This is a genomic window from Alicyclobacillus acidoterrestris (assembly GCF_022674245.1).
In the GTDB taxonomy this organism is placed as follows: Bacteria; Bacillota; Bacilli; order Alicyclobacillales; family Alicyclobacillaceae; genus Alicyclobacillus; species Alicyclobacillus acidoterrestris.
The window spans coordinates 3,694,211-3,716,789 of sequence record NZ_CP080467.1; the positions used below are offsets into that span (position 1 = coordinate 3,694,211).

At 54.3% G+C, this 22,579-nt stretch carries 25 protein-coding genes and 1 riboswitch; of the genes, 9 read left to right on the forward strand and 16 right to left on the reverse strand.

The window, feature by feature from the left end:
- Positions 1-4: 4 nt before the first annotated feature.
- The gene (locus K1I37_RS18170; protein WP_021296229.1) at positions 5-1,312 is read right to left on the reverse strand and encodes a DRTGG domain-containing protein; all 1,308 of its coding nucleotides are present in this window, start codon (positions 1,310-1,312) and stop codon (positions 5-7) included.
- 210 nt (positions 1,313-1,522) lie between these two features.
- Here K1I37_RS18170 and K1I37_RS18175 point away from each other — a divergent pair, with 210 nt between their 5' ends.
- The 4 genes from K1I37_RS18175 to K1I37_RS18190 all read left to right on the forward strand — a co-directional run bounded on the left by K1I37_RS18175 (position 1,523) and on the right by K1I37_RS18190 (position 4,128).
- The gene (locus K1I37_RS18175) at positions 1,523-2,413 is read left to right on the forward strand and encodes a YitT family protein (protein WP_021296230.1); all 891 of its coding nucleotides are present in this window, start codon (positions 1,523-1,525) and stop codon (positions 2,411-2,413) included.
- Positions 2,414-2,549: 136 nt separating this feature from the next.
- Positions 2,550-2,777, forward strand: a complete 228-nt coding sequence (locus tag K1I37_RS18180) for a hypothetical protein (RefSeq protein WP_021296231.1) — start codon at positions 2,550-2,552, stop codon at positions 2,775-2,777.
- Positions 2,774-2,995, forward strand: coding sequence for a hypothetical protein (locus K1I37_RS18185; protein ID WP_021296232.1), 222 nt, complete (start codon positions 2,774-2,776; stop codon positions 2,993-2,995). The genes K1I37_RS18180 and K1I37_RS18185 overlap by 4 nt, the downstream gene beginning before the upstream one ends.
- 176 nt (positions 2,996-3,171) lie before the next feature.
- Positions 3,172-4,128, forward strand: a complete 957-nt coding sequence (locus K1I37_RS18190; protein WP_021296233.1) for a hypothetical protein — start codon at positions 3,172-3,174, stop codon at positions 4,126-4,128.
- 197 nt (positions 4,129-4,325) lie between these two features.
- Here the strand turns inward: K1I37_RS18190 and cysK are convergent, their stop codons facing one another.
- A complete protein-coding gene (gene cysK / locus K1I37_RS18195; protein WP_031218478.1) occupies positions 4,326-5,249 on the reverse strand; it encodes a cysteine synthase A in 924 nt (307 codons plus the stop codon).
- A 62-nt stretch (positions 5,250-5,311) separates the two neighbouring features.
- Positions 5,312-5,776 carry an arginine repressor gene (argR, locus tag K1I37_RS18200; RefSeq protein WP_021296235.1) on the reverse strand — a complete coding sequence of 155 codons (465 nt, stop codon included), beginning with the start codon at positions 5,774-5,776 and terminating at the stop codon, positions 5,312-5,314.
- A 105-nt stretch (positions 5,777-5,881) separates the two neighbouring features.
- Here argR and K1I37_RS18205 point away from each other — a divergent pair, with 105 nt between their 5' ends.
- Positions 5,882-7,171, forward strand: a complete 1,290-nt coding sequence (locus tag K1I37_RS18205; protein ID WP_021296236.1) for a DNA polymerase IV — start codon at positions 5,882-5,884, stop codon at positions 7,169-7,171.
- Between the two features lie 121 nt (positions 7,172-7,292).
- On the opposite strand, the gene K1I37_RS18210 is transcribed toward K1I37_RS18205, so the two are convergent.
- Positions 7,293-7,580: a hypothetical protein gene (locus K1I37_RS18210; RefSeq protein ID WP_021296238.1), complete on the reverse strand. Its 288-nt coding sequence runs from the start codon at positions 7,578-7,580 to the stop codon at positions 7,293-7,295.
- Between the two features lie 207 nt (positions 7,581-7,787).
- Between K1I37_RS18210 and K1I37_RS18215 the strand changes: the two genes are divergently transcribed.
- A complete protein-coding gene (locus K1I37_RS18215) occupies positions 7,788-8,039 on the forward strand; it encodes a DUF3243 domain-containing protein (protein WP_021296239.1) in 252 nt (83 codons plus the stop codon).
- A gap of 79 nt (positions 8,040-8,118) precedes the next feature.
- Here the strand turns inward: K1I37_RS18215 and K1I37_RS18220 are convergent, their stop codons facing one another.
- Both K1I37_RS18220 and K1I37_RS18225 read right to left on the reverse strand, forming a co-directional pair.
- Positions 8,119-8,805 carry a metal-dependent hydrolase gene (locus K1I37_RS18220; RefSeq protein WP_021296240.1) on the reverse strand — a complete coding sequence of 229 codons (687 nt, stop codon included), beginning with the start codon at positions 8,803-8,805 and terminating at the stop codon, positions 8,119-8,121.
- The gene (locus tag K1I37_RS18225) at positions 8,802-9,179 is read right to left on the reverse strand and encodes a YlbF/YmcA family competence regulator (protein ID WP_021296241.1); all 378 of its coding nucleotides are present in this window, start codon (positions 9,177-9,179) and stop codon (positions 8,802-8,804) included. Before K1I37_RS18225 ends, K1I37_RS18220 begins: the two co-directional genes overlap by 4 nt.
- A gap of 117 nt (positions 9,180-9,296) precedes the next feature.
- Between K1I37_RS18225 and K1I37_RS18230 the strand changes: the two genes are divergently transcribed.
- Together K1I37_RS18230 and K1I37_RS18235 are read left to right on the forward strand one after the other, a co-directional pair.
- Positions 9,297-9,692 carry a globin domain-containing protein gene (locus K1I37_RS18230; RefSeq protein WP_021296242.1) on the forward strand — a complete coding sequence of 132 codons (396 nt, stop codon included), beginning with the start codon at positions 9,297-9,299 and terminating at the stop codon, positions 9,690-9,692.
- A gap of 26 nt (positions 9,693-9,718) precedes the next feature.
- The gene (locus tag K1I37_RS18235; RefSeq protein ID WP_021296243.1) at positions 9,719-10,207 is read left to right on the forward strand and encodes a helix-turn-helix domain-containing protein; all 489 of its coding nucleotides are present in this window, start codon (positions 9,719-9,721) and stop codon (positions 10,205-10,207) included.
- Positions 10,208-10,297: 90 nt separating this feature from the next.
- Here K1I37_RS18235 and queC read toward each other — a convergent pair whose 3' ends face one another.
- Entirely contained in the window at positions 10,298-10,984 is a 687-nt protein-coding gene (gene queC / locus K1I37_RS18240) for a 7-cyano-7-deazaguanine synthase QueC (RefSeq protein WP_031218482.1), read from the reverse strand.
- 611 nt (positions 10,985-11,595) lie between these two features.
- Here queC and ileS point away from each other — a divergent pair.
- Positions 11,596-14,721: an isoleucine--tRNA ligase gene (ileS, locus tag K1I37_RS18245; protein ID WP_031218483.1), complete on the forward strand. Its 3,126-nt coding sequence runs from the start codon at positions 11,596-11,598 to the stop codon at positions 14,719-14,721.
- Positions 14,722-14,802: 81 nt separating this feature from the next.
- Here the strand turns inward: ileS and K1I37_RS18250 are convergent, their stop codons facing one another.
- From K1I37_RS18250 to K1I37_RS18290, 9 genes are all read right to left on the reverse strand, one after another.
- Positions 14,803-15,723 (reverse strand): SPFH domain-containing protein, encoded by a 921-nt coding sequence (locus K1I37_RS18250; protein WP_021296246.1) that lies wholly within the window; start codon positions 15,721-15,723, stop codon positions 14,803-14,805.
- Positions 15,720-16,205, reverse strand: a complete 486-nt coding sequence (locus K1I37_RS18255; protein ID WP_021296247.1) for an NfeD family protein — start codon at positions 16,203-16,205, stop codon at positions 15,720-15,722. The genes K1I37_RS18250 and K1I37_RS18255 overlap by 4 nt, the downstream gene beginning before the upstream one ends.
- 96 nt (positions 16,206-16,301) lie before the next feature.
- Positions 16,302-16,589 (reverse strand): GIY-YIG nuclease family protein, encoded by a 288-nt coding sequence (locus K1I37_RS18260; protein WP_236026030.1) that lies wholly within the window; start codon positions 16,587-16,589, stop codon positions 16,302-16,304.
- 109 nt (positions 16,590-16,698) lie between these two features.
- Positions 16,699-17,502 (reverse strand): alpha/beta fold hydrolase, encoded by an 804-nt coding sequence (locus K1I37_RS18265; protein WP_021296249.1) that lies wholly within the window; start codon positions 17,500-17,502, stop codon positions 16,699-16,701.
- A 26-nt stretch (positions 17,503-17,528) separates the two neighbouring features.
- Complete coding sequence (gene ribH, locus K1I37_RS18270; RefSeq protein WP_021296250.1) at positions 17,529-17,996, reverse strand: 6,7-dimethyl-8-ribityllumazine synthase; 468 nt, start codon at positions 17,994-17,996, stop codon at positions 17,529-17,531.
- 21 nt (positions 17,997-18,017) lie between these two features.
- Positions 18,018-19,211 (reverse strand): bifunctional 3,4-dihydroxy-2-butanone-4-phosphate synthase/GTP cyclohydrolase II, encoded by a 1,194-nt coding sequence (locus K1I37_RS18275; RefSeq protein ID WP_021296251.1) that lies wholly within the window; start codon positions 19,209-19,211, stop codon positions 18,018-18,020.
- A 23-nt stretch (positions 19,212-19,234) separates the two neighbouring features.
- Positions 19,235-19,897, reverse strand: a complete 663-nt coding sequence (locus K1I37_RS18280) for a riboflavin synthase (protein ID WP_021296252.1) — start codon at positions 19,895-19,897, stop codon at positions 19,235-19,237.
- 7 nt (positions 19,898-19,904) lie between these two features.
- Positions 19,905-21,047, reverse strand: a complete 1,143-nt coding sequence (gene ribD, locus K1I37_RS18285; RefSeq protein WP_021296253.1) for a bifunctional diaminohydroxyphosphoribosylaminopyrimidine deaminase/5-amino-6-(5-phosphoribosylamino)uracil reductase RibD — start codon at positions 21,045-21,047, stop codon at positions 19,905-19,907.
- A gap of 156 nt (positions 21,048-21,203) precedes the next feature.
- Positions 21,204-21,381, reverse strand: a riboswitch (FMN riboswitch).
- 189 nt (positions 21,382-21,570) lie between these two features.
- Positions 21,571-22,431 (reverse strand): serine O-acetyltransferase, encoded by an 861-nt coding sequence (locus K1I37_RS18290; protein ID WP_021296254.1) that lies wholly within the window; start codon positions 22,429-22,431, stop codon positions 21,571-21,573.
- Positions 22,432-22,579: the final 148 nt, after the last annotated feature.

A 22,579-nucleotide genomic window follows, 5' to 3' on the forward strand; every position in this document is an offset into this window, starting at 1 on the left:
AGAATCACCTCTCAATCCACTGTGCGGTGAGCAGTGCCTTGGCGAAAACGTCGCCCTTCCCCCGCACCACAACTTCCACCTTCGCATAACGCCGACCAAAATCGAGCACCTGCGCCGTCGCCTCGATGCGGCTGTCCACAGCCGCCGGCTTCAGCGAATACATCGTCAAATTTTCGATCACGACGTCAACCGACCTCATCCTTCGCAAACACACCCGCGCGGCCTCCTGAATCAGCGTCGTCAGCGCGCCTGTCGCCAAGGTTCCGCCGCTGGCCGTCATCAAAGGCGTGACCTCACCGCGAATCGATGACGTCCCGTCCCCGTGCGCCATCTCTTCAAAATTGCGTAGAATCATATCCTCGATGGTCTCGCCAACCTGTGGCTGATTACTCATCGTCTGCAACGCGCGGATTACGTCCTGTCGGCTAAGCACGCCAACGAGTTCCCGATTGTGGACGACTGGCATCAGCTCGATGCCCTCCCACACCATCCGGTGTGACGCCGAAGCAATTGTCGTCTTCGGCGTGACGGTACTCGGTTGACGCGTCATTCGCAGAGCGAGGCGCTCGTCGCCATGGGCATCGCCCACATCCCGTGGCGTGACAATGCCAACCAGTTTGCCGTCGGCGTCGACAATGGGAATTCGGGCATGCCCCGTCTGCTCGACGATGCGGTAGTAATCGCGCACCGTCTCGTCCTCTCGCAATGTGCAAGGCGTCTGGTTCTGAATGACGTCCTCGACGTAGAGAATATCTTTTTTAATCAGCCGGTCGTACAGTGCCCGGTTGATAAGTTCCGCTGTCGTATACGTATCGTAACTGCAGGAAATCAGCGGCAAATCATACTCGTTGGCCAGGCGCTCCACCGTCGCAGAGGCCGTGAATCCGCCCGTAATGAGAACGGCCACGCCGCTCTTCAGCGACAAGCGCTGCACCTGCTCGCGATTTCCGACAATCATCAGACTGCCCGCGTTTAAATAGCGCGTGATATCGTCGAGTTGCATCGCCCCAATGATAAAGCGATTGAGCGACTTGTGGAGTCCGCCACGCCCGCCGAGAACCGTCCCCTCGACGATAGTCACCACTTCAGCGAACGTCAGGCGCTCGATTTGCTGCTTTTCCTTGCGCTCAATCCGCACGGTGCCAATGCGTTCCATTGTGCTGACGAGCCCTTCGTTCTCCGCTTCTTTGATAGCCCGGTAGGCAGTGCCCTCCGAAACGTCGAGCACCCGCGCAATCTTGCGAACCGAAATCTGGGCGCCCGGACGCAAGGACTCGATATAATTGAGAATCTGCTGATGCTTCGTCGTCACGCGAAGCCCCCTTCCCGCGCATCCGTACAGTCGATACGATAGAACACGATAGCGAAAGTTTTGTTTGACGGCGATGTGGCCGCAAATCGAATCTTTGTTTATTGTAGCGCATGTTTATAGAATCACGCCTGCCAAACAAGTGTACACTGGTCGAGAGTCACCATGATTCGGACAAACGATTCGGACAATCCGATGAAGGAGTAGAGTTTTATGAAAGTCACGGATGCCACACGACAGATGGTTCACCTGAACGATTCCAACCACCCTGTTCTCTCCTGGACGTGGCGAATTCTCGTCGTAATTGTGGCCGATTTTATCGGCGCCGTCGCGGTGAACAACTTTCTCGGACCCGCCCACATTCTGGCTGGCGGCGTGACTGGCGTCGCGCAGCTCGTTCACCACTACCTGCACTTTATCGGTCTAGGTACCATGTTCTTCATTTTCAACATCCCGTTGTTTTTAATAGGGTACAAGTTCTTGGGGAAGCGATTTATCTTTTTGACGGGCCTTGCCATCGTCGGATTTTCATTGTTCACAGATATCGTCCATTTGCACTTTCGGACGGCGCCTGATCCCTTGTTGATGGGCCTGTACGGCGGCGTCCTCAGCGGTATCTCATCGGCCATTGTGATTCGCGTCGGCGGTTCCATGGGGGGAACAGACATTTTAAGTCTCGTCATCCACCGATTGACGGGGCGCAGCGTCGGATCGACCGGGTTTATCATGAATGTCATTGTTCTCTTGCTATCCATGTTCGTCTTCGGTGTGCCAGCCGCCATGTATACACTCATCAGCATGTTTGCTTCGTCCCGGGTCGTGAACGCGTTGATGCACTTTCAACAGCGAAAAACTGCCCTCATTGTCACGGCGGAACCAGACACCGTGGCCAAGGCAATTGGCGAACGCCTCGTGCGCGGCAGCACCATCATGCGCGCCTCCGGGGCGTATACGCACGCGGAGCGCGGCGTGCTCCTATGCGCCATGACACATCTAGAAATCGCCGATTTAAAAGAAATCGTCCTCGCGACAGACCCGCATGCGTTTATGACCATTCTCGACACCACGGAGATTGTCGGGCGCTTCCGCGAACTCCATCTCTGAGCCCAATTGAACAGGTGCGGCGGCACACGAACTCCCCTTGTCGCCGCGCCTACGTTTATCTCCTTCACAAGCTGGCTACCCTATGAAAAATAGAGATTCGAACCGATTTCAAGGAACGCTTAGGAGGCGACAGAGTATGACGCGAGTTCCGTTGACGCTGGTGATTGCGCTTTTCCTCATCGGCATCGCCAATTGGCCATCCGTTGCCGCGTGGGCAGAGGAGACAAACCTGCACCACGCACTCGTCCACGGGTTACTTCTCATAGCAGGCAGCCTATTTGGTTTGCAAACCGCGTGGTGGATGCGCCTGAACGAATCTGAAACATGGGCGACACAAGAAGAAGAGGGCGAGGTGACTTCATGAAACAGAGTGCACGTCAACAGGTTCTGTTGATCTACTTGTCGGCAATTCTGGCCATGCTTTTGTTTCTCCCGAATCTGTTCCGTCTCGATACGAGACTAGGGCATACACTCGAACATATTGCGCTCATCGTAGCTGCTGGCGTATTCACATTTTCCGTCGAACGGCTGCGACAAATGTCGGTCACCCGACAATATCCGCGACACCTGAATCGACATTGACGATAACGGTCAATTTCATCTGTTCGGGTTTGTAGACGACTCCCAGCAAAATCCTGTCATCCACGTGAGATGCACGAAAAAGTACACGAAAGAGCAGAAATGCAGTATGCTCTAGGTGCATCTTTCCAAGGTACGACTAGGATAGCCAAGTAAGATAACCAAGGGAGGTACGTCGATTGCGGAGTCCACTTCTGTTGTCTGCCGGACTGGTGACAACCCTTGTCAGCTCCGTGTTCAGTGTGCATATTGTACAGGCGGACGCGAGCTGGCAAGGATTCCCCCAACATACGCACACCAGCAGTTCAAACGCCGATACCAAACCAAATCACAACCATCGCGGAACCGGTATGGGGCCAAGTCACCAAGTTCCTGGTGGATCGACAAAAAACCCGGTCACGGACCTCAATCAAATCGTGACGCAATTTCAGCAAGCCATTGCACAATACGAGCAAGATACCAATGGCCACGGAAATGTCACTTCCCCCGCGGCAAGTGGACATTCCCGTTCATCTGGACCACTCAGTCAGTCGCGCGGGACGACCGCGCCTGGCAAGGGGAATGTTTCAGGCAATCATTCAGGAATGCGTACTGAAAGCCGTACAAATACAAGTGTTTCTGTGGCGTCATCGAACAGTTCACACACAGTGACACAAACAAAGTCTGGCGAAACATCGAAGCAGGCGCAGACCTTCTCGAAGACGGCCGGCATCTATGCAGGCAAGTCTCAATCGTCAGCGACGAGCACAAAAGATAATATTGCCGATAAACTTGCGACACAATTGAACGATTATGCAAAAGCCACGGCCTTAGACGAGAAACAGCAAGCGAACTTAAAACAGTCCTTGAATACGTATACGTCGGCGCTCCGCGTCGCGCTTGCGAAACGCCCAACACCTGAACTGACGGCAGATGAAACATCCGTCGCAAACGCCTTAGCGCTGCTGCAATCAGCCATTCATCTGCAAAGTGACATTGGCACCGCACAGACGACGCTGCAAACAAAGGCAAATCAAAAAGACAAAGCCGCCATGCTCACGATTTTGACGGAGATGACGGAACACGAAACACAAAAGGCCGAAGACCTAGAGCAGGCCGCCACCATGCTCAGTCACGCTGCATCCGACTTGACGTGATACGCGCGGTTCAAAAAAAAGAGCCTGCCAAACACTTGGCAGGCTTCTGCGCATTTGCGCACTAGAATCGGGGTTTCGTAGGTACAGTGTAGAGAGTTCTACACTACGAGATAAGTATATCGTGTATATGTTTTCATCTTCATGAGTCTTTGGACCCATCTTTTCATCGAATTTGTTAAATCGTTTACCAAACTATCTCAGCTCTGAAAAAGATCAGAAGATAAATAGCGTTCTCCAGTGTCCGGCGCAATGGCTAACACGCGTGCACTTGGCGGCAAGCGCTTTGCAATCTCAATCGCAAAATGGGCAGATGCGGCACCAGAAGCGCCAACAAGGATCCCTTCCTCAGCGGCGAGCCGGCGAGCCATGGATTGTGCATCTGCATCGCTTATCAAAAGCACTTCGTCAAACACGTCCCGGTTCAAGTTCTTCGGGACGAACCCTGGGCCAGTTCCAGGAATTTTGTGAGGACCCGGCTTGCCACCAGAGATGACAGGCGAACCTTTCGGCTCCACGACGTAGATCTTGAGGTCCGGAATCCGGCGTTTTAATTCTTCCCCTGTACCTGTTACCGTTCCGCCCGTCCCTGCGGTAAGCACCATCGCGTCGAGCTTTCCTTCGAAGTCCTGGTAGATTTCCAACGCAGTGGTGTGACGATGGGCATCTGGATTGGCCGGATTTTCAAACTGCATCGGGATATAGCTGTTCGGCGTTTTGGCAGCAAGTTCCCGGGCCTCGTCGATCGCCCCTTGCATACGCAATGCTGCAGGCGTCAAGTGTACCTCGGCGCCGTAAGCTTTTAACAACTTCACACGCTCTTCCGTCGCGTTGTCCGGCATCGTGATAATACAGCGGTAACCGCGAGCTGCACAGACCATCGCAAGGCCAATTCCCGTATTCCCGGAGGTCGGCTCAATGACGGTGCTCTCCCCTGGTATGAGTTTACCTTCCTTTTCCGCTTCCACAATCATGTGATAAGCTGGGCGGTCCTTGACGCTCCCCGCTGGATTTTTACCCTCGAGTTTCAAGTAGACCTCGGCGCCGTTTGCATCGGGAACGCGATTGAGGCGGACCGTCGGCGTATTCCCGATGAGATCAAGTATGGATGCGTAAAGTGGCATGTCCAAATTGCCCCTCTCTAAAAGAATCTGTGGCGGTCATCGCACCGCCAACCGAGATAGCGTTACTCTGTCGGACGCCTGTCCGCCTGTGGGAGCAAGGTGTCTAGCAATCGTATAGCTGCGTCCTCGTCTTGGCAGACGAGCAAGATGGTATCGTCTCCTGCTATCGTCCCCAAAAGCCCACTGTGATTCATGGTGTCAATCATGGACCCAATTGCATTTGCATTGCCCGGCAGAACCTTGATGACCACGAGATTCTGTGCGCGCGCCTGCGAAATAAAAACGTCCGCCAATCTGCGTCGCAGCGCGTCCAAGGTAACACTGGAAGCCATGACGGGAATTGCGTACTTATAGCGGCCATTTGTGCCCACTACCTTGATTAATTGCAACTCCTTGATGTCGCGCGATATCGTGGCCTGCGTTACGGCAAATCCAGACTCCTCGAGCGCCCGAACCAATTCTTCCTGTGTTTCAATTTCCTGTTGGCTCACCAACTCGCGAATGCGCAGCAATCGCTGTTCCTTCACATTTTCGCCCCCCTAAGCCGATTCACGGCAATTTACAAAAAACGCGCAATGGCATGGAAACACCAGTTCGATTACACTAAGATCATCGAAAGGAGGCCACGTGACATGTTATCTACTCGACAAATTCTACACGTCGATATGAATGCGTTCTACGCGTCGTGTCACGCGGCGGAAGAACCGAACAAATATGCAAACCGCCCGATTGCTGTCGCCGGCAGTCCGGAAACTCGACATGGGATTGTCGTCACCGCGAGTTACGAAGCACGACGCCGCGGCGTGAAGACGACGATGACCGTGCAAGAGGCGTTGCGCGTATGCAAGGATCTCATATTCATTCCACCCGATTTCGCACTATATCGCAAATACGCACGGCGCGTATTCGATATCGTCAGACGGTTCACCCCGCTGGTGGAAATCGTCAGCATCGACGAATGCTATGCGGATGTAACAGGCAGTCGTCAATTTGGCGACGGACTGACGATTGCAAAGACCATTCAAGACACGATTCGAGATGAATTGCAACTCCCCTGCTCAATTGGCGTCGCCAACAGCAAGTTTTTTGCGAAGATGGGCAGCAATTTAAAAAAACCGATGGGCATCTCCCACATCAGTCCATCTAATTTCCAAACGATTCTTTGGCCGATGTCTGTCGAGGAAATTCACGGGGTAGGCGACAAAACTGCGGCCAAACTACAAGCTATCGGCATTCGCACCATCGGGCAATTCGCGCTCGCCAGCGACAGCCTCATTACGCATCTCCTAGGCGTTCGCGGGCTCGAACTCAAGCGATTCGTGAATGGCGAGGACGACCGGCCGGTCTCTCCCGAACCCGCTCCAGCCAAAAGTATTGGCCATTCCATCACGTTGCCAAGCGACGTCACCGACATGGAAACACTGAGGCGCGTCTTACTGAATTTGTCCGACCAAATCGGTCGACGCATGCGTAAACATCAGGTCATTGGGCGCGTCTTGACGCTCACCATTCGGTATGAAAATCGCGAGACGGTGACACGTCGCAAACTGCTCAATTACCGTACAGACTTGACCGAACATATTTATCAGCATGCCCAAACACTGTTACAATCCAACTGGCAGGTGAACAGGGCCATTCGCCTCATCGGCATCTCCATGAGTGACTTTAGCGAAAAAGACAACTCGTCGGAAGTGGCTTTGCAGACGGATTTGTTCCACTTGACCAAACAACAGGCAGAATTTGAACACGATACGAAATTGGAAAAACTGACGCGCGTCACAGACGCCTTGCGGAATCGCTTCGGAGAGAATATTCTCGTCAAAGGACGAATGTTGCAACCGGATAACAGCAATGCGCTGCGCGATCATCGCTCGCGCGGCACATCACTGCAAAAGGACCGGTTGTTTGAAGAGGAGCCATGAAACCGTGGAGTTTATGAACGGTACGTTTGACCCGATTGGTACCATCGTTTTATGTGTGCTTTGTGCAATTGGCGCCGTGATTTGGGTGACGCGCAACGCCAAATAACGTTTGGCGGCATTGTCATCCGCGCAAACGCCGAACCTCCGGGCGCAGCCCTTGCGACTTGACTTCGACTTCCTGCTGCTCGAGCAGGCGTTTGCGCTCCTTGTCCGCGCCAAACAGAAAATACAAGTTGGCGCCGACACAGAGCGCGACGAACAACAACCAAACCACAGTGAACGTCCCGGCCATTCCGTGTGCCAATTTCGGCAGTTTCGGAACTCCGTATACCGTTAATCCAATCAGTGCACATGTATAAATCAGTGATTTTTGGCGGCTATTTGCCACGTTCGCCACTTTTCTGCGCATCTTCATACCCCTTTCACCGTGTGCTTCTCTTGTCCACGTTATGCCCAAGCTGTCCAAGTTATGCCTTCCGGACATCTGTCGATCCGGTGTCTTGATTACGGGTTTTTCCCACCAAAAGAAGCGAAACCCGATTCGCCGTTTCACGCATAGACCATGGCGTGTTGACGCAAATTGAAGGAGACATCAGTTATCTAGGAGGATGATTGGATGAGCGTACTCGACAGCTTTGACAATTGGCGCGAGTTCTTGGGGGAACACGTAGATAAGGCACAAAAAATGGGATTCAGCGACGATCAAATCACCAACGTAGCTTCGAAAATGGGCGAGTTCCTGGCCGATCGGGTTGATCCGAAAAATCCGGAACAACGCCTGTTGAAGGAAATGTGGGACGCAGGCGACGAGCAAGAGCGCCACACCATCGCAGGCCTGATGGTCAAAATGTCCGACAAAGCTCACTAAAAAAGATGGGGGAGGCGACTCCCCCATCTTTCTTTATACGCAATGCTCCATCCAGTTACTCCATACAGCGACTTCGCAATCAGAATTCTGCACTGTCGCCGATGTTCAACTTGATTCCCTTAATTCCCTTGGCGTCCAGTTCACGCACGAACTGGTCAGCATCCTGGTTAATCAGTGGGAATGTATTATAGTGCATCGGGATGACATGTTTCGCGCCAACCCACTCTGCAGCGATCAGCGCGTCCTCGGGTCCCATGGTGAAGTTGTCACCTATCGGCAACAACGCGACATCGATGTCGTTCAATGCGCCAATGACCGTCTTCATGTCGCCAAACAGCCCCGTGTCGCCAGCGTGGTACACGGTCTTGCCACCCATCGTGATGAGAAAACCGACCGGCGGACCAACGTAGCGAAACGCATTGCCTTCCTCGATGCCAGAGCCGTGGAATGCGAGCGTCAATTTCACCCGCCCAAACGGAAAATCATGCTTCCCACCAATATGCAGCGGGTGTACATTCAAACCCTTCGTGCCATAGTAGGTCGCCAGTTCATTCGGCGCGATAATCGTCGCGTTGTTCTTGCGGGCAATCGGTTCAGCGTCGAGAACGTGATCGGCGTGACCGTGTGTGAGCAATACGTACGACACCTCTACGTCGTCAGGTTTAATGACCGCTTTGTCGTTTCCGCTCAAAAATGGATCAATGATAATGCGATGTCCGTCGTGTTCAAGGATGAAGCAGGATTGACCGTGGTATGTAACCTTCATTGAGATTGCCCCATTTCCTTGTAGATTTCCTCCAGGGAGAGTAGACTGACCTCGTTCAGCAAGTCAGACAGGAGTTTTTGCACATCCATGACCAGCACCTGCAGTTCCATATCTGCCTGCAGATAGGTTCTAGCGTCCATATTGAGCCCGATGACGTCGCTGAGTTTTTGCATCTGCGACATCTCCTCGTCGGTAACAGACTGGCCCATCATCTGTTTCGCCTGTAACTGAAACTGCCGACGCTTAAAATCCTGAACCATTCGTTTTGTCGACTCGTCCTGTTCAATCGACTGTTTTGCTTTTTTCGCTCGTGAGAATGCATCCGACTCGCGAATGGCCCGAATGAGTTCATGCGCCTTGTCATGTGGATTCAACCTATCGCCTCCTCCCCTTCGTTCACTTTATTATAAGTCGACGGATTTTTGTGGTACAAGGACGACCGCCACGAGAAAATTCGTTATAGTAGAATCAAGTACGCAGGAGGAACGCCCATGAACGAACATCCAACGACAATCTACGAGGCTATCGGTGGCGCAGCGACGATGGAAAAACTCGTCGACGCATTTTATAATCGGGTCGAGCAAGACAAGCTGCTCCGCCCTTTGTTTCCACCTTCGTTTGACGATGTAAAACAGCGCCAATACTGGTTTCTCACCCAATTGTTCGGTGGCGAAAGACTGTACGAGGCACATCGGGGCAACCCTATGTTGCGCGCGCGGCATCTGCCATTCCCCATTACAAACCGGCATGCCAAAGCATGGCTGGCCTGCATGGAGGGCGCAATGATAGAAGCAGAAATCCCCGAGCCCGCCAGAGAAGCGATGATGCATCGATTGACCATGACCGCCTATCATATGGTCAACACAGATGAAAACACAACGGAGTAGAACGGATCTGACGAGGTGAATCGGCATTGACTACCACTGGAGAAAATATTGCATCTCTGCGCAAAGCGCTCGGCTTGACGCAGGCCAAGCTGGCTAAAGAAGCCGGGATTTCAACAAGTGCCGTCGCCATGTACGAGACAAACCGGCGACAACCTGACGAAGCGACCATCCGCTCGCTCGCAGCGGCTCTAGGAACAGACGTGCGCGCGCTTATCGGTTCACCTGAAGCTGACTCCACCAACGCCGACGCGAAGCTGACGTCTAAGCATTCGGCATCGCCCGCAGGCGCACCGAAAGAAAAACCAAACGAAGCATCTGGAGAGAGCAAAAAGGATGGAGCGCTCGAATCTGGGTGGACCAACTTAGCGCTGTCTCGAGAGGAAGCGCGATTTATTCTATTTATGCGCATGCACCCGGACGCACTGCCGTTTATTCAGGAATACATGACTGCAGATACGGAAAAACGCAAACAAATTGAAAAGGCCTGGCGCCTCATTCAGGCGTTCCAGACCTAATTTCCACGAGGATTGCGCAAGATACGCATGTTTGACACATAGACACAGGCACAAGCGCTCTCGACACAGCGCTCGTGTGTGTTATCACCGTTATCGTAGGTTGACGTCGTTGCGATACGCGACCGGGTCTTGATAACCCGCTTCGGCAAACCCTTTGAGCCGCAAACGGCAACTGTCGCACTCACCACATGCAACTTCCTCGCCGACGTAACAGCTGGTCGTCAATTGATACGGAACGTGTAGTTCCATGCCCCTGCGGATGATTTCCGCCTTGGTCCAATTGAGCAGTGGCGTTTCGATTCGTATGGGTCGCCCCTCCACGCCCGCCTTCGTACCGCGGGCAATCGTCGTCTGTACTGCCTCAATAAACTCTGGCCGGCAGTCTGGATAGCCGCTGTAGTCTAACGCGTTGACGCCGATATAAATCGCCTCTGCACCAATGACCTCTGCATAGGACGCCGCCATCGACAAGAACAACAGGTTGCGCCCTGGCACATATGTGACTGGAATATCCTCTGAAACACCGTCTTGCGGCACTTCGATATTGTCGTCCGTAAGGGCGCTTCCCCCAATCTGGCGAAGAAAATCGAGTTTCACAATCCGGTGGTCGTACGCCTGATAATGCTTTGCAACCTCGACGGCGCAAACAAGTTCACGATTGTGCCGTTGTCCGTAATCGAACGTAAGTGGGTACAAATCGTAGCCTGCCGCTTTGGCGAGGCCCATACACGTAGTGCTATCTAATCCGCCACTTAAAATCACGACGGCTTTGGCCATCATCTGTCCACTCCAGTCTGGAATTCACTTTTGCAAATGCTGAGCCAGCCCAGCATCCACTCTATTATAACCAAACAGGCTCTTCGGAGAATAACGAGCGAATTGGATCACGGCCGAACATGCGAACCATACATCGCCATTGAGCCGACGAGTCCACTCGGCTGATGATTTGCACAAGTTTGTAGAAACGTGCTAATATGTACTATCATTTCGACATGTGAGTCCATTGACGGGGCCGAGTAGCCACAAGCTGGTGCACTAGAGAGTGGGGATTGGTGGAAACCCACGCACAGAGCGGTCGGTGAACATCCCCCCTGAGGAATCTGCTGAACGGTGCGCGGTTTGGTGCGCCCAGTAAGCAGCATCGGGTTCTCCCGTTACAGAGAGGCGAATGACCGACTACGTCTACACGCTCATAATTCTGCGTGAACGTGCGGCATTCGACTGATGGAATGGCGCAGTCCTCTGGCTCCGCCATTAAGTTGGGTGGTACAGCGAGCACAGCACTCGTCCCTTCACGGGCGGGTGCTTTTTTATTTGCTTACCTGGCCTGCCCGTTTGCCACAACAGCCAGGAACAGGGTTAAACAAGAGGAGTGAACGACGTTGGCTTTGCGAAAAGTCGATGCAAAGGAACCTGCAAAACTACGCGAGGAACGCGTACTTCAATTTTGGAAAGAACACGACGTCTTCCACACCAGTGAGGAAATTCGCGCAGGCCGCCCCGAGTGGGTATTTTACGAAGGACCGCCGACCGCCAACGGTCGCCCGCACCCCGGTCACGTACTGACCCGCGTGTTTAAGGATTTGTATCCCCGCTATCGGACCATGAAGGGCTACCACGTCACGCGCAAGGCTGGCTGGGATACGCACGGACTGCCGGTGGAAATCGAGATCGAAAAGAAATACGGCATCAGCGGCAAGAAACAGATTCAAGAATTTGGCGTCGAGAAATTTATTCAAGCCTGCCGCTCAAGCGTCTTTCAGTACGAAGAGACGTGGCGCGAACTGACGGAACGCCTCGGCTATTGGACGGACCTCGACCACCCGTACATGACGCTCAATGACGACTACATCGAGTCCGTCTGGAACCTGCTGAAAACCATCTACGACAAGGGACTCTTGGAGCAGGGGCATCGCGTCAGCCCATATTGCCCGCACTGTGAGACGACATTGTCCAGTCACGAAGTCGCCCAAGGCTACGCGGACGTCAAAGACCTCTCCGTGACTGCCAAGTTCCGCGTGAAAGATGGCGACGTAAACGGCCGACCGACGTACCTGTTGGCGTGGACGACCACACCGTGGACGTTGCCGAGCAATGTGGCCCTGGCGGTGCACGAAGATCTCCAATACGTGCTCATTCACCAACAGGAAGCCAACCAAAACGTCTGGGTCGCAAGCGGCCTCAAAGACCGTTTCCTGGGTGAAGGTGACGCTGTCATCGCGCAGAAATCCGGTCGCGAACTCGTCGGTACTGCGTACGAGCCCGTATTCCCATATGTCACGGTCGAGGGCAAGAAGCATATCGTCATCGCATCTGGCCACGTCACGGACGAATCAGGCACAGGGATTGTCCACATGGCGCCAGCCCACGGTGAGGACGACTACCGCGCGTGCCGGGCAAACGGCATCGTGTTTATCAACTTTGTCGATTACGCGGGCTGTTACACTGCCGATGTCGCGGATTACGAGGGGCGATTCGTCAAGGACGAGGAACTCAATGTCGATCTCGTCAAAGATCTCTCCCGCCGCGGCCTCCTGTACGACAAACACAAACATGAGCACTCGTATCCACACTGCTGGCGCTGCGATACGCCGCTCATCTACTACGCGATTGACAGTTGGTTTATCCGGACCACGGAAGTGAAAGAGCAGTTAATTGCCAACTCGAAATCGGTCAACTGGATACCAGAACACGTGCGCGAGGGCCGGATGGGGAACTTCCTGGAGAACGTCATCGACTGGAACCTCTCCCGCAGCCGCTACTGGGGTACGCCACTTCCCATCTGGCGCTGTGCGAAGTGTGGGCACGCGGAATGCATCGGATCGAAAGCGGAACTGGAAGCAAAAGCGGGACGCTTGCCGCAGGAGTTACACAAACCGTACATCGACGAATTGACCTTCGCCTGTGCGTGTGGCGGCACGATGGAGCGCGTACCGGAGGTCATCGACGTCTGGTTTGACTCGGGCAGCATGCCATTCGCGCAGCTGCACTATCCGTTTGAGAACCAAGAGGCCTTTTCGCGCCTTTACCCGGCCGACTTCATCTGTGAGGCCATCGACCAGACGCGCGGCTGGTTTTACAGCCTGCTCGCCATCTCGACCTTGGTCACCGGCAAGGCGCCATACAAAAACGTGCTTGTGCTCGGTCACGTGCTCGACGAAAAGGGCAAAAAAATGTCTAAGTCGAAGGGGAACGTGATCGATCCGTTCGAGGCCTTCGACATGCACGGCGCGGATGCACTGCGCTTCTACTTCGTGTCGAACACGCAGCCGTGGAACTCGCAGTTGTTCTATCACAAGGCGGTCGAAGAGAGTAAAGGCAAGTTCATCGACTTGCTGCAAAATATCCACTCGTTCTATGCGCTGTACGCGGGCATCGATGGATTTCATCCAGCGACGAAATTCATCCCTGTCGCAGAGCGGCCATTAATGGACAGGTGGTTGTCGGCTCGCCTCCAGCAGACAATACAAACGGTCGACACACATTTGGAGAAATATGACGCCACCACAGCTGCCCGCGCTTTGCAGGCGTTTGTCGACGAATTGTCGACGTGGTATGTGCGCCGCAACCGCGAGCGTTTCTGGGCACCGGGCATGGAAGACGACAAGGTTGCAGCTTATCTCACGCTGTACGAAGCGCTCTCGACAATCGCCAAGCTCGCTGCGCCGTTGACGCCGTTTATCGCAGAGGAACTTTACCAAAACGTGGTTTTGCAAAACGAACCATCCGCCGGCCATCCGCTGAGTGTACACCTCTGCGATTTTCCGGTGGCAGATGAAAGCCTCATCGACGAGGAGTTAATTCGCCAGATGGCGGTGGTCTTGCGCGTTGTCGAAGCAGGCAGACATCTTCGCAACGAAAGCAGAATCAAAACTCGTCAGCCGCTTTCAAAATTGTACGTCCCTGTGGCCGACGAACCAACACTCGGCAAATTCGTCGAGATTCTCAAGGACGAATTAAACGTCAAAGACGTCGTGTTCGCCGAACTCGACGAGATTGCCAAACCGGAACTGTACCTGAATCTAGCGGCTGTCGGCAAAGACTTCGGCAAGAAACTGCCAGCGCTCAACAAGGCAGCGAAGGCTGCGGACGCACAGACGATTGCGGCGTTCCGCAAAGACGGAGCGGTCACGCTCGAAGGCGAAACGTTGACCACGGAACACGGTGAAATTCGCTACCAAGCGAATTTCGAGGGACTGATCACCGTCGACGCGCGCGGCTTCGTCGGACTCAACACCGAGCTCACGCCGGAGTTGATTGAAGAAGGATTTGTCCGCGAAATCATCTCGAAAATGCAGATGATGCGCAAAGAAGTGGATTACGGTGTGACGCACAAAGTGCGCTTCTACGCGGAGGGGGACGAAGAAGTCCTTGACGTCCTGCGGCGCAATGAGGCGCGCATTGCCGGAACGGTGCTGATTCGTGAGCTCACGGAAACGCCATTCGAAGACGCGGACCTCACGCGTGAATGGAACGTCAACGGCAAACAGCTGACCCTGTCCGTGGGTAAGTGATTCGCTCAAATAGATAAACTGACAAAGACAAACGGAGTGCGAATTTGCACTCCGTTTGTCTTGATCTTTTCCCGAAACACATCAGTCCTGCGCTTTTTTATCCCCGCCAAGCAACGACTGTACCGCGCCGAACGCGCCCATAACTGCCGTCGATTCGTACGGTACAAATACTTTGTTGTCGCTTTCAGCCAGGTGTTCGAAAGCCTCAATGCCCTTAATTGCGAGCATCCGTTCATCTACATTGGCGTTGCGCAGCGCATCATAAATCATTTGAATCTTATTTGCCTCTGCTTCAGCGATTTGGCGAATGGCCATGGCTTCGCCTTCAGCTCGCCGGATATTTGATTCTTTCACGGCTTCCGCCTCGAGAATGACAGCTTGTTTACGGCCTTCCGCCTGCGTAATCGCCGCCTGTTTCTCCCCTTCAGCGGTGAGAATCGCCGCGCGCTTCTCCCGTTCGGCGCGCATCTGCTTCTCCATCGCTTCGCGAATATCTGACGGTGGATTGATATTTTTCACTTCGACGCGTTCCACCTTGACCCCCCACGGGTCCGTTGCTTCGTCGAGCGACACGCGCAAGCGGGTGTTAATCTGTTCGCGGGAGGAGAGTGTCTCGTCGAGATCTAAACTGCCGATGACATCCCGCAGGTTGGTCGCGGTTAAATATTCAAGGGCCAGAAACACATCGTCGATTTGATAAGTGGCATTGTACGGGTCTGTGACGCGGAAGTAGACGATAGCATCGATGGAAATACTGACATTGTCCCGCGTAATCACGGATTGCGGCGGAGAGTCAATCACTTGCGTGCGCAAGTCAACGCGGTTCACCACCCTGTCGATGAACGGAACGATGAGGTTGAGGCCAGACTGAGCCTTTTTGTAGAACTTGCCGAGCCGCTCAATCATGAATACTTCGTTCTGATTGACAATTTTGATACTTGAAACAACGACGACGATAACCAAAATCACAACAATCGCCAGTACGATATACAGCGCTATCACTGGAACTCCTCCTCAGTCTTCTGCGGCTCTACGAGTTCGACCACCGCGGTCACGCCTTCGATTCGAACAACGCGAACCGTCCGCCCGAGTTCAATCCCGCGATTGTCGACCGCTCGTGCGGTCCATATCTCGGTACCGATGCGAATCTGCCCCTTGCCTCCCGCCACAATCTCCTCTGTGACAGGCGCCTCCAGGCCGATGTTCTGCTCGATGTAGTCCGGCACCGTACCAGCGCTGCCGTCCCCATCCAAATGCAGCCACCGCCTGACAAACGGTCGCAGAAACAACAGGCACAACAGCGTGACGGCCGCAAACACGACCACTTGGTTCGTGACGCTGACGGAGAAGAACGACGCGATAAACGCAAACAAAGTACCCAACGCGAATAGAATGAAAAAGATACCCGTCGTGAGCAGTTCCAGGATAATACAGACAAACGTGAGAATCAGCCACATCCACTGAATCCAGTCGATCCTCCACACCTCCGCACCCGCCAACCAATCGGCACGACACGAAACGCGACGACGATTATCGAAAAATGGCGTTTTACTAAGAATATTCCATTGGCAGCTTGCCGTCTAGGTGAAGTTCCGATTCGTCGAAACGGCCGAGGCGCTTTCTTGAGATTGTGCAATCAGCGCCAATTTCGCCTTGCGCCGCAGATGCTTAATCTCCCATTCACGCCGCAGCGCAGCCGACTTGTCCGGCAACGCCTCCTGATAGACGAGGTGGACAGGTGTGCGCGTGCGCGTATACTTTGCCCCGCGCCCAGCATTGTGCACCTCGACGCGGCGGTGAACGTCGTTGGTATACCCCGTATACAGCGTCCCGTCGCTGCACTCGAGGATGTACACATAAAACATCATCCATTTCCTTTCAGGAGCAGTTGCTGCCTCCATCGTGCCAATAATCGATGAAAAATACAAACGGCGGCCTCACGCGGCCGCCGCAGCACCCAAAGTGGGCTACAAAACGCTATTCTGCTAAAAATGTATCGACGTCCGAGATAACCTGTTGCGCTGCCTGTACCATGAACCCATGGCCACATCCCTCATACGCGATATAGCGCGCGGATGGTAGACGCTGCTCCATCAACTCACTATTTTGTGCCGGTAACAGAATGTCGGCAGTCCCATGCAACAAGAGGGTCGGGTGCGCGATAGACGGAAGGCGCTCATAGGTGCCCGGCCACGCTTCTAGCGCGTGCAACTGGCGCTCAAAATTGTCCGGCGTCGTGGGAATCTGGAACATCATCCTGTGTGCAGCCTGCAACAAATCCCAATGCTGTTCAATAAATGCCTCTGGAAACAACAGCTTTGTATGGTACGCCATCGCGTCCTCTTCCGACTGCGAATGCGAGAATGCCATCAGCAATTCCCGCGCTCGTTTTGTCGGAGGCACCTGCTGCGACCCACCGCAACTGGTGCACCCGAGAATCAGTTTATGTAACCGATGCGGGTGGCGCAAAGCGAACTCCTGGCTAATCATCCCACCCATGGACACACCAAACACGTCGGCCTGATCAATAGATAGCGCGTCCAGTAAAGAAGCCAAGTCGTCTGCCATCTGCTCAATCTGAATGGGGCCTGCGGGTGCTTTGGTACGGCCGGATCCGCGGTTGTCAAATGCGATGACCTGCCGCGCTCTGGCAAGGCGCTTGCGAAAGCCGGTTCCCCACCAGTCGAGGTTTCCACCAAGGCCCATCACAAGCACCAGCGGGCGGCCCTCGCCAAGGACTTCATAGTAGATGTCTGCACCATTGACAGATGCAACAGGCATGACTATTCCTCCTCCGTGCGCCGCAGTTACCCGCGAATCAATTTCCTGAGATTGGCCATCTCAATGGCGCCAACCGCCGCATCAAAGCCCTTATTGCCAGCCTTTGTGCCCGCGCGTTCAATCGCCTGCTCAATCGTATCTGTCGTCAGGACGCCGAAAATGACCGGCGTGTCGGTGTTGAGTGACAACTGGGACACACCTTTGGACACCTCTGCGGCGACAAAATCAAAGTGCGGTGTAGAACCGCGGATAACCGCCCCTAACGTAATGACCACGTCAAATTTTCCGCTCTGAGCCATCCATTTCGCGGCATATGGAATCTCAAATGCGCCCGGTACCCAGGCCACCTCGATATCATCCGAATTGACGCCGTGGCGCTCTAGCGCGTCAATCGCCCCAGACAACAATTTACCGGTGATAAACTCGTTAAAGCGGGAAACGACAATGCCAATATGCAGGTTTTGTGCAACCAATTGCGCTTCATACGTACGCATAGATAAATAACTCCTCCCCATTCACAGGTTTAACAAGTGCCCTAATTTATCGCGTTTGGTCTTCAAGTACCCCTCATTGTGCGGATTTCTGTCCACCTCAATGGGAACGCGTTCGACGACCTCCAACCCATGGCCGAGGACGCCAGCCAATTTGCGCGGATTGTTCGTGAGCAGGCGCATTTTGCGGACGCCCAGGTCAGACAGAATTTGCGCACCGACTCCGTAATCCCGCAAATCGTCCTTGAAGCCCAACCGATGGTTGGCCTCCACCGTGTCTGCACCTTCGTCCTGCAGCGCATATGCCCGAATTTTGTTCAACAAGCCAATCCCGCGTCCCTCCTGGCGCAGATACAACAACACACCCTGACCGGCCTCTGCAATTTGGCGCAGCGCCGCATGCAATTGTGGCCCACAGTCACAGCGCAGCGATGCAAAGGCGTCACCCGTCAGACACTCCGAATGAACCCGCACGAGGGTCGGTTTGTCCGGTTGAATGTCGCCCATCACCAGCGCGATGTGCTCCTTGTCGTCCACCTTGTTGGTATAGACGACCGCGCGGAAATCTCCGAAACGCGTCGGCAGCTTTGCTTCCGCTTCGCGGGAGACCAGTTTCTCCTCGCGCTTGCGGTAGGCGATTAAGTCCGCAATCGTGATAATTTTCAACGCGTGACGAGCGGCAATTTCCTCTAGTTGCGGCAGTCGGGCCATCGTGCCATCCGGGTTCAAAATCTCGCAGATGACGCCTACGTCTGAGCCGTCCGCGAGCCGGGCGAGATCGACCGCCGCTTCCGTATGCCCTGCCCGTCGCAGGACGCCGCCTGGTTTCGCAATCAGCGGAAAGATGTGACCGGGCCGGCGAAAATCCTGTGGCCCCGTGTCGTCGCGCACAATCGCAGCGATGGTTTGCGCCCGCTCGCCCGCCGAGATGCCCGTGTGTGTGTCCGCTCCGTCGACAGAAACGGTAAACGCCGTGCCATACGCGTCGGTATTCGTCGAAATCATCGCCTCGAATTGCAGGCGCTCGGCGCGTTCTGGTGTGATGGGCACACACAAGAGGCCCCGTCCGTGCGTAATCATGAAGTTGACGACATCCGCGCTCGCTTTCGATCCCAACGCCACAAAGTCGCCCTCGTTCTCTCTGTCTTCATCGTCGACGACAATGACCACTTTCCCAGCGGCCAAGTCGGCCAAGGCCTCTTCAATTGCGTGAGTCATGCCATTCCCTCCTTTGTTTGTGCCTATGCAAAGCCATGTTGCTGCAACAAATCGAGCGTCACGGTTGACTTGCGTGCCCCACTCTCCGACGAACCCGCAGGCATTTGAAGCAACCGTTCGACGTACTTGGCGATGATGTCGCACTCGAGATTGACCTCGTCGCCCACTCTGGCGTGGCCAAGGCGCGTAACGCCCCGTGTGTGGGGAATGATGGACACCTCAAACGCAGTCGATGTGACACCCATCACGGTGAGACTGACGCCGTCAACGCAAATCGATCCCTTCTCCACGACGTAGCGCAAGATCTCTTGGTCGCAGGAAATCGTCAGCACCCTGGCCATCCCTTCCGGGCGAATCTGCGAGATTCGGCCTGTGCCGTCAATGTGCCCAGACACGATATGTCCGCCAAAACGTCCATTCGCCGCCATCGCGCGCTCGACATGAACGGTATCCCCCGCGCGCAGCGTATGTAGGTTCGTGCGCCGCATCGTCTCTGGCACCGCTTCGACCACAAACGCCCCATCGCCCATGCGCACGACCGTCAGACAGATGCCGTTGACCGCGATGCTGTCACCCAGTTGCATGTCTTCGAGGATAGTCCGTGCAGACAGCTCAATCTCCGCGCCTTGCGCGCTTAAATGTATGTGGCGCACCTGTGCGAGTTCCTCCACGAGCCCCGTGAACATCTACCGCTCACCTCATCTCATCTGCAGCGTCTTTTGCGGCACCGTAATCCACTGCTGCTGTGAACTTCCAGTCGCCGTTCACCGCTTCAACTTGGATATCGCGCAATGAAATGGCCTCTCCCATATACGTGCTAGGTGAACCTGCCAAGGCCGACTTGCCACTCATCAACAGCTTCGGCGCGATATATATCACCACTTCATCCACCAACTGTCGCTCAAAAAACGCAGCCGCCAACCGGGGTCCGCCCTCCAACAGCAGCGAATTGCAGCCACGATCCGCCACGGCCGCCAACCCTTCGGCCAAATCCAAGTGACCCGCTGACTGCGCGACCGGAATCACTTCGACTTCGCCTATCGCCGTGAGTTGCGAAAGCTTTTCAGAATGGTCACAGGCCGCTTGTTCAGTCGTGATCACAATCGTTCTCCCCGGTTCATCAAGCAGCTTGGCGGAAACTGGGATACGAAGATGGGAGTCGAAAATGACGCGGGTCGGCTGCAGGATGCCCGTTGCCGCTCCTGTTTCGTCGCGCACCGTGAGTCGCGGAGCATCCGCGAGTACGGTCTCAATACCGACCGCAATTGCGGGATGATTCCTTCGCAGTTGCTGAACCTGCGCGCGAGCGGCAGGCCCTGTGACATACTGGCTGTGACCCGTATCCGCTGCGACATGCCCACTGAGCGTCATCGCCGCCTTGTACACGACGTACGGTCGGCCCGTGTCCACCCGATGAAAAAATGCCTTGTTGAGCGCTTGTGCCTCATCTTGCAGCACACCAACCTGCACCTCGACACCTGCGTCTCGGAGCCGGGAGATACCGAGATTTTTCGTGCGCGGGTCGTGATCGACTGAGGCAATCACCACCCGGCTGACCCCCGCCTGCAAAATCGCCTCCGTACACGGTGGGGTTCTCCCATAGTGATTACAGGGTTCGAGCGTCACGTACATCGTCGCGCCCTCTGCTAAATCACCAGCCATTCGCAACGCATGCACTTCCGCATGCGGACCGCCGGCCCGAAGATGTGCGCCCTGGCCAACCACGACACCATCGCGAACGACAAGTGCCCCGACCAACGGATTCGGCGACGTCTGAGACTGTCCAATTTTCGCCACATCGATGGCCATGCGCATAAACCCTTCATCTGGTGTCAACCCCGTACACCTCCACACAAAAAACGCCCCCGAATCATCACGGGGGCGTTAAAACACATAGTCAGCGAACACAAATACAAAGCGAAATAGCGACCACACCTCTGTAGGTGCGGCTACACAGGCGTAGGTATACACCTACACTTCGCATGCGCTCACGTTCTCCTTCTTTCATCCGGACTATACCGTCGGTACTGGAATCTCACCAGTTCATGCCATTGTGGGCTGCGCAGCCATATGACTGCAACATACCTGTCGGCTCGTGGACTTCATGGATATTGCCATGTCACCACCGATCGGGAATTGGCTAACGCCTCACCCTGCCCCGAAGGAACGATTCAGTTTTCCAGTACAGTGTAACCAAACTGTTCTTACAAATCAAACGCATAGCGTACAGCAGCCACCCAAAAAAATAGCCACACCATTTCGGTGGGCCATATCAGGGGTAAAGGGTTACTAAAAAAGTAACATAGACCTGAATCTTTTTCCATTAATTTCGCTACATTTTCGGAATTTTCATCTATCGTCAGTGCGCTTCCTTCGTTCGAACGACACTTTCGGTCTCATATGTCACCTTCGAGTACGGCGGTACACTTCGCGTCACCCAGGTATTGCTACCGATGACGCTGTGATGACCAATCAAGGTCTCACCGCCAAGTACCGTGGAATTCGAATACAAAATCACGTAATCCTCGACGGTTGGATGGCGCTTGACCTCACGAAGCATCATCCCTTGCTCGTCTTTTGGGAAATAAAGAGCACCCAATGTGACACCCTGGTAAATCTTTACGTGGTTGCCCACGACGGCCGTTTCGCCGACGACAATGCCCGTACCGTGATCTATCATGATGCTGCGGCCAATTGTCGCCCCTGGATGCAAATCCACGCCAGTCAACCGGTGCGCGTACTCTGTCATCATCCGTGGCAACAGGGGTACATCCAATTCCACAAGGACATGCGCCGCGCGGTACACGCCAAGCGCAAAAATACCCGGGTAGGTCAGAATCACTTCATCCGGACCGGTCGCAGCTGGGTCCCCCTGCAACGTCTCCATGACGTCCTCGTACAGCATATCCTGCAAGAGAGGTAGCCGCTCGACAAACGCCGTCGCCTTGGCTCTCGCTATACCACGGCTTTCGTCGGTGCCGGTCTTCAAGCACGTCTGATAACTTGCTCTGTGAATTTGTTCCGAGAGCACTTGATGCAGATGGTCTATCACCTCTGCATGTGTCCCTTCCGCCTGCGCCGCAAAATAATTCGGCAACAATGCAGATCTCTCGAGCAGGACAATCTTGCGTATCGCCTCCGGCTCGGGGTGGCAAGTGCGCCCTTTAAACATACGACAACTATTTTGCATTAAATGCGCCGCAATTTGTTGACTGTCCAACTCGTTCTCTCCCCGCTCCTGTTTGTTTGTGCAATATCTGTTTCGAAGGTTTCCCATCGCATGAGATGTCATAACAACGTGATTAAAAGTAAGTATACATGGTTGTCGCGTCCGAAAAAACTCATGCAAACACAGTTGCAAACTTGGA